The organism is Rhizobium sp. L9 (assembly GCF_002531885.1).
Taxonomy (GTDB): domain Bacteria; phylum Pseudomonadota; class Alphaproteobacteria; order Rhizobiales; family Rhizobiaceae; genus Rhizobium.
On the sequence record NZ_NWSZ01000047.1, the window covers coordinates 22,437 to 29,332 of the forward strand.

The following is a 6,896-nucleotide window of genomic DNA, read 5'->3' on the forward strand; positions in this document are numbered from 1 at the left end:
AGATGATTGCGAAAACTGCGCTCGATTCCGGCTGGACGCTTCACTGCAACGATACAGGAAGGCCGGGACTGCCGGATGCGATACCGGCGACGGTGCCGGGCTGCGTCCATACCGACCTTCTCGCCAACCGGCTGATCGCCGATCCCTATATCGACGTCAACGAGATCACCAATGACTGGATCGGCAAGACCGACTGGACCTATCGCTGCCGGTTCGAGGCCGCGCCGGATGAGGGCAGAGTGCATGAGCTCGTCTTCGACGGGCTTGATACGATCGCGGTCATCCGCCTCAACGGCGAAGAGATCGGCCGCACTTGCAACATGCACCGCACCTACCGTTTCGATGTTTCCGGGCTGCTGAAGGCCGGCGTCAACGAACTCTCCGTCACCTTCCGCTCCGCCTATGCCTATGGCGCGGAGATGGAGAAACATTACGGCTACCGCCCCAACAACTATCCGGGGCCGGGCAATCTGATGCGCAAGATGGCCTGCAATTTCGGCTGGGACTGGGGGCCAACGCTGGTGACGGCGGGCGTCTGGAAGCCGGTGCGTCTGGAAAGCTGGGACCGGGCGCGGCTTGCCGAGACGCGGGTGTCTGCAAGCCTTGCCGGCGGCGACGGGCTGGTGACGGTGCATGCGAGGCTGGCGCGCCATGGCAAAGCCGGGGCGTGCCTGCTGGTTGCCGCAATCGGCGGCGTGACGACGGCGGTGGCGGTGGCCGCCAGCGAAGACGAGGTGTCTTTCCAGGTCACCCTTCCCTCGCCGCAGCTCTGGTGGCCGCACCATCTCGGCGCGCAGCCGCTCTATGCGCTGACACTAAGCCTCATCGACGAAGCCAGCGGCGATCTGCTCGACAGCTTCGAGCGCGAGCTCGGCTTCCGTTCGCTCAGGCTCGATACCTCGGCCGACGAGCACGGCTCGGCCTTCACCTTCGTCATCAACGACGTGCCGCTCTTCATCGCCGGCGCCAACTGGATTCCCGACGATTGTTTCCCGTCGCGGGTGACGGCCGACCGTTACGCCGCACGGATCGGCGAGGCGAAGGCCGCCAATATCCATATGCTGCGCGTCTGGGGCGGCGGCATCTTCGAGCGTGATGAGTTCTACGCTGCCTGCGACCGGGCCGGCATGCTGGTCTGGCAGGATTTCCTCTTTGCCTGCGCCGCCTATCCGGAGGAGGAGCCGCTTCGAAGCGAGGTCGAGGCGGAGGTGCGCGACAATGTCGCGCGGCTGATGCCGCATGCCTCATTGATCCTCTGGAACGGCAATAACGAGAATATCTGGGGCTTCGACGAATGGGGCTGGCGGCCGGTCATCAGGGCCGGCGAGAGCTGGGGGCTCGGCTATTATCTCGACCTGCTGCCGAAGCTCTGCCGCGAGCTCGATCCCGACCGGCCCTATTATCCCGGCAGCCCCTATTCCGGCTCGATGGAGATCGAACCCAATGCCGACGGACATGGCTGCAAACATATCTGGGACGTGTGGAACGATGTCGGCTACGAGATCTACCGCAACTATATCCCGCGCTTCTGCTCCGAATTCGGCTGGCAGGCGCCGCCCGCCTGGGCGACGATCGAAGAGAGCGTACACGATCAGCCGCTGACGCCAGAATCGAACGGCGTTTTCCATCATCAGAAGGCGACGCAGGGCAATGACAAGCTGATCCGCGGCCTCGCCGGCCATCTGCCGGAACCGAAGACGATGGAGGACTGGCACTTCGCCACCCAGCTCAACCAGGCGCGCGCCATCCGTTTCGGCATCGAGCACATGCGCTCGCATCGGGCTATCTGCAAGGGCGCGGTAGTCTGGCAGTTCAACGACTGCTGGCCGGTGACCTCCTGGGCCGCGCTCGATTCGGCTGGACGCCGCAAGCCGCTCTGGTATGCGCTGAAATCAGCCTATGATCCGCGCCTGCTGACGATCCAGCCACGCGAGGCCGGACTGGCTGCGGTCGCCGTCAACGAGAGAACGCTGTTCTGGCGGGCGAAGATTGCCGGCAAGCGTTTGACGCTCGATGGAACCGTGCTCGCTGAATTCGAATTCTGGCGGCTGCTCTGCGACCGTTTCGAAGCGAAAGAGTTTCCGCTGCCGTGCAATATCGTCACTCCGAACTTACCGAAGGACGAAGTCGTTGTCGTCGAGATGCTGGACCGGCGGGCGTTTCACTATTTCGTCGAGGATATCGACCTCGCCCTGCCAGCGCCGCGGCTGAGCGTCGATGTCACCGGGATCGACGGGGGCTTCGCCATCACGGTGACGGCGGAGAATTTTCTCAAGGACCTCTGCCTGATGGCGGATCGGCTGGATCCGGAGGCGGTTGTGGATTCGATGCTGGTGACGTTGTTGCCGGGCGAGAGCCATGTGTTTGCGGTGAAGACGGTAAAGGCGATCAAGGCGGAAGATATCACCGTCGGCACCGTGCTGCGATCGGCCAATGATCTTGTTGCCGGTTCGCGCCAGTGACTGCCCCTCACCCTAGCCCTCTCCCCGCTTGCGGGGAGAGGGGACGTGCCCTGCGAGAGTTTGGTGGGAACGGAGAGCTTGCGGCATGGTCCCTTCGCTCCGTTTACGGGGAGAAGGTGGCGGCAGCCGGATGAGGGGCCGCCAAGCTCACGACATCACCAACACCAAAAAGGCCCCGCTGCTAACGGGGCCCTTCCAGCTCGGTCCATCGGACGAGATTACATCCAGTAGGGCGGCACGCCGTAGTAATCATAGACCCGGCGGCCATTATCGTTGTACCAGGTGTCGTCATCGTCCGAATAGCTGGGTGCGCCTTCGATCTGCTCCTTGGTCAGGTCGATTCGATAACCGTCCAGCTGGGTGTCGTAGTTCAGCTTTTCCCAGGGCAGCGGATAGTGGTCGTGACCGATGCCCAGGAAGCCGCCGAAGCTCAGCACGGCATAGGCGACGCGTCCATCACGCTTGCCGATGATCAGGCGTTCGATCGAGCCGATATGCCGGCCATCAGGGCCATAGACTCGGGTGCCTTCGACGCGGTCGCTGGCGATCAGCGAATGCGTTTCCTTGGTGTTCGGGTCACGGCGGCTGGCGTCGGTGTCCTGATTCAACATTTGAACCTCCTTTGGGTGTTTCCTCATGGTTGGTATGAAGGGTCAACGCCATTGCGGACTCAAAGTTCCCACCCTCTCGACGACGCGATGGGCTATTGTTGACGTTTACGTCAAGGTTAGTATAGCTTCATACGGCTTGAACCATACAGGCAATGGCATAAGCTGCGGGACTGGAAGATGGAGGATGCTTCCGGTCAATTGCGGACCGGTCGACCACGATTCGATCGGCGCGGCGGCCGCAAGGGAGAGAGAGACACGATGAGCAGCATTTCCGTCCATCCGAACGGAGCAAAAGCGGACAAGCCCTGGCTTGCCACCTATCCCGATATGGTTCCGGCCGAACTGCCGCCGCTGGAACATGCCTCGCTCGCCGAACTTCTGGAAAAATCCTGCGCCCGTTACGCTGACCGGACGGTTTTTTCGAGCATGGGCAAGGCGATGAGCTATCGCGAGCTCGAAAGCCAGACGCGCAAGGTCGCCGCCTGGCTGCAGAGCATCGGCCTCGAGAAAGGCGACCGCGTCGCGGTGATGATGCCGAATGTGCTGCAGAACCCCGTCGCCACCTATGCGATCCTGCGGGCCGGCCTGGTGGTCGTCAATGTCAATCCGCTCTATACGCCGCGCGAACTCGAACACCAGTTGCGTGATTCCGGCGCCAAGGCGATCTTCGTGCTGGAGAATTTCGCCCGCACCGTCGAGCAGGTCCTCAACAAGACCGACCTGCGCCATGTCGTCGTCACCTCGCTCGGCGAAATGCTGGGGCCGAAGGGGCTGATGGTCAATTTCGTCGTGCGCAAGGTCAAAAAGCTTGTTCCCTCCTGGTCGATCCCGCAGCATAAGAGCTTCAGTCAGGTGCTCAGCGAAGGCGCAAGGAAAAGTCTCCAGCCGGTCGCGCTGACGGGTGGAGACATCGCCTTCCTGCAATATACCGGCGGCACAACGGGCGTTGCCAAGGGCGCGGTGCTGACACATCAGAACCTGCTCGCCAACAAGCTGCAGCTGTCGCTGTGGCTGCGGTCGGCTTTCCAGCGCAAGAAGCAGCCGGAGGTGCTGAATTTCCTCTGCGCGCTGCCGCTCTACCACATCTTCGCGCTGACGGTGAATTCGCTTATGGGCATGTCGCTCGGCGCCCACAATATCCTCATCGCCAATCCGCGCGACATTCCCGGGCTCGTCAAGGAGTTCGGAAAGTCCAACATTCACATCTTCCCCGGCCTCAACACGCTGTTCAACGCGCTGATGAACAATGCCGAATTCGCCAAGCTCGATTTCTCCTCGCTTGTCATGTCGCTTGGCGGCGGCATGGCCGTCCAGCGCCCGGTCGCCGAGCGCTGGCTTGCTATGACCGGCACTTCGATAACGGAAGGCTACGGTCTTTCCGAGACCTCGCCCGTTGCCACCGCCAACCGCTTCGATTCGGCCGAGTTCACCGGTTCGATCGGCCTGCCGCTTCCCTCTACCGATCTCGACATTCGCGACGAGGACGGCCGTTCGCTGCCAGCAGGCGAAATCGGCGAGATCTGCATCCGCGGGCCGCAGGTGATGGCGGGCTACTGGCAGAAGCCGGAGGAAACGGCGCGGGTGATGACATCAGACGGCTATTTCCGCTCGGGAGATATGGGTTTCATGGACGAACGCGGTTACACCAAGATCGTCGACCGCAAGAAGGACATGATCCTCGTCTCCGGCTTCAACGTCTATCCGAACGAGATCGAGGAAGTCGCCGCCATGCATGCAGGCATCCTCGAAGCCGCGGCGATCGGCGTGCCGGACGGCCATTCCGGCGAGGCGGTCAAGCTCTTCGTGGTCAGAAAGGATCCGAACCTGACGGAAGCGGAGGTAAAGGCCCATTGCATCGCCAACCTCACCAATTACAAGCGCCCGCGTTTCATTGAATTCCGCGCCGAACTGCCGAAATCGCCCGTCGGCAAGATCCTGCGCAAGGACCTGCGCGGCTGAATTTGACACTGTGATGAAATTCAAGCCATCCGCTTCCCGCGGGTGGCTTTTTTCATATTGGAGCGACGGCTGAACTTGATTTGCGCCTGAGAAAGCGAATAGTTTCCGCAACCTTTCCGCCTCAAAAGGAGCCTCCCATGAACGCCATCGTCGAACAGCTGAAAAACACTGCTGACGCCACCAAGGCGACCGATCTCCGCGCCGCCTTCGCCGCCGATCCGCAGCGCTTTTCGCGCTTTTCCGTCTCGCTCGACGATCTGCTGATGGATTATTCCAAGACGGCGGTGAACGACGAGATCCTTAAGCTCTTGGTCAAGCTCGCCGAAGAGGGCGGCGTCGAAAAGAAGCGCGAGGAGATGTTCTCCGGCAAGGCCATCAACTTCACCGAGGACCGCGCCGTCCTGCATACCGCGCTGCGCAACCGCTCCAACACGCCTGTCCTCGTCGACGGCAAGGACGTCATGCCTGACGTCAACGCCGTGCTTGCCGCCATGGGCAAGTTTGCTGACGAGATCCGCTCCGGCACGCTGAAGGGTGCCACCGGCAAGGCGATCACCGATGTCATCAATATCGGCATCGGCGGCTCGGATCTCGGCCCCGTTATGGCGACTCTGGCGCTTGCCCCCTTCCATGACGGCCCGCGCGCCCATTTCGTCTCCAATATCGACGGCGCTCATATCGCCGATATCCTGAAGCTGGTGCAGCCGGAGACGACGCTCTTCATCGTCGCCTCTAAGACATTCACGACAGTCGAGACGATGACCAATGCGCAGACGGCGCGCAATTTCATCGCCAAGGCGCTCGGCGAAGCAGCCGTGCAGCACCATTTCGCCGCCGTCTCGACGGCGCTCGACAAGGTCGCCGCCTTCGGCATCGACAGCGCCCGCGTCTTCGGCTTCTGGGACTGGGTCGGCGGTCGCTATTCGATCTGGTCGGCGATCGGCCTGCCGCTGATGATCGCCATCGGCCCGGAGAATTTCGGCAAGTTTCTCGACGGCGCGCACGCGGTCGACAATCATTTCCGTAAGGCGCCGGTTACCGAGAACCTGCCGATGCTGCTCGGTCTGATCGGATTCTACCACCGCAATGTGCTCGGCTACCCGACCCGCGCCATCCTGCCCTACGACCAGCGCCTGTCGCGTTTCCCGGCCTATCTGCAACAGCTCGACATGGAATCCAACGGCAAGGGCGTGACCGTCGACGGTACGCCGGTCGAGGGCAATTCCGGCCCGGTCGTCTGGGGCGAACCCGGCACCAATGGCCAGCACGCCTTCTATCAGCTCATTCACCAGGGCACGAGCATCATCCCGGCCGAGTTCATGATCGCCGCCAATGCCTTCGAGCCGGAACTGCGCCACCAGCACCAGCTGTTGATCTCCAACGTGCTTGCCCAGTCCGAGGCGCTGATGAAGGGTCGCACCTTCGCGGAAGCCAAGAAGCAGCTGACCGACAAAGGCATGGACGACAAGAAGGCCGATTTCATCGCGCCGCACCGCGTATTTGCCGGCAACCGGCCGTCGATCACCTTCGTCTACGACAAGCTGACCCCTTACGCCCTCGGCCGCCTGATCGCGCTCTACGAACATCGCGTCTTCGTGGAAGGTGTGCTCTTCCGCATCAACTCCTTCGACCAGTGGGGCGTCGAGCTCGGCAAGGAACTGGCGACCGGCCTGCTGCCCGTCGTCGAGGGCAAGCAGAGCGCGGCGAGCCATGATTCCTCTACCCAGGGCCTGGTCGCGGCGCTGGCGAAGCTTGCGAAGTAAATATGGAGAGGTTTTTGCCCTGTCGCCCCTCACCCTAACCCTCTCCCCGTAAACGGGGCGAGGGGACGTGCCCTGTGAAAACTGGGTGGGGGACGGAGAGG

4 protein-coding genes are annotated in these 6,896 nt (G+C 62.0%); 3 read left to right on the plus strand and 1 reads right to left on the minus strand.

Annotated elements, in window-relative coordinates:
• The first annotated feature begins 2 nt into the window (after nucleotides 1-2).
• Nucleotides 3-2,462: a glycoside hydrolase family 2 protein gene (locus tag CO660_RS30925; RefSeq protein ID WP_097601740.1), complete on the plus strand. Its 2,460-nt coding sequence runs from the start codon at nucleotides 3-5 to the stop codon at nucleotides 2,460-2,462.
• A 218-nt stretch (nucleotides 2,463-2,680) separates the two neighbouring features.
• Here CO660_RS30925 and CO660_RS30935 read toward each other — a convergent pair whose 3' ends face one another.
• Complete coding sequence (locus CO660_RS30935; RefSeq protein WP_085776800.1) at nucleotides 2,681-3,073, minus strand: PRC-barrel domain-containing protein; 393 nt, start codon at nucleotides 3,071-3,073, stop codon at nucleotides 2,681-2,683.
• Nucleotides 3,074-3,331: 258 nt separating this feature from the next.
• Between CO660_RS30935 and CO660_RS30940 the strand changes: the two genes are divergently transcribed.
• On the plus strand, nucleotides 3,332-5,032 hold the full coding sequence (locus CO660_RS30940; RefSeq protein WP_097601742.1) for a long-chain fatty acid--CoA ligase: 1,701 nt from the start codon (nucleotides 3,332-3,334) through the stop codon (nucleotides 5,030-5,032).
• Between the two features lie 137 nt (nucleotides 5,033-5,169).
• Complete coding sequence (pgi, locus tag CO660_RS30945) at nucleotides 5,170-6,795, plus strand: glucose-6-phosphate isomerase (RefSeq protein ID WP_097601743.1); 1,626 nt, start codon at nucleotides 5,170-5,172, stop codon at nucleotides 6,793-6,795.
• Nucleotides 6,796-6,896: the final 101 nt, after the last annotated feature.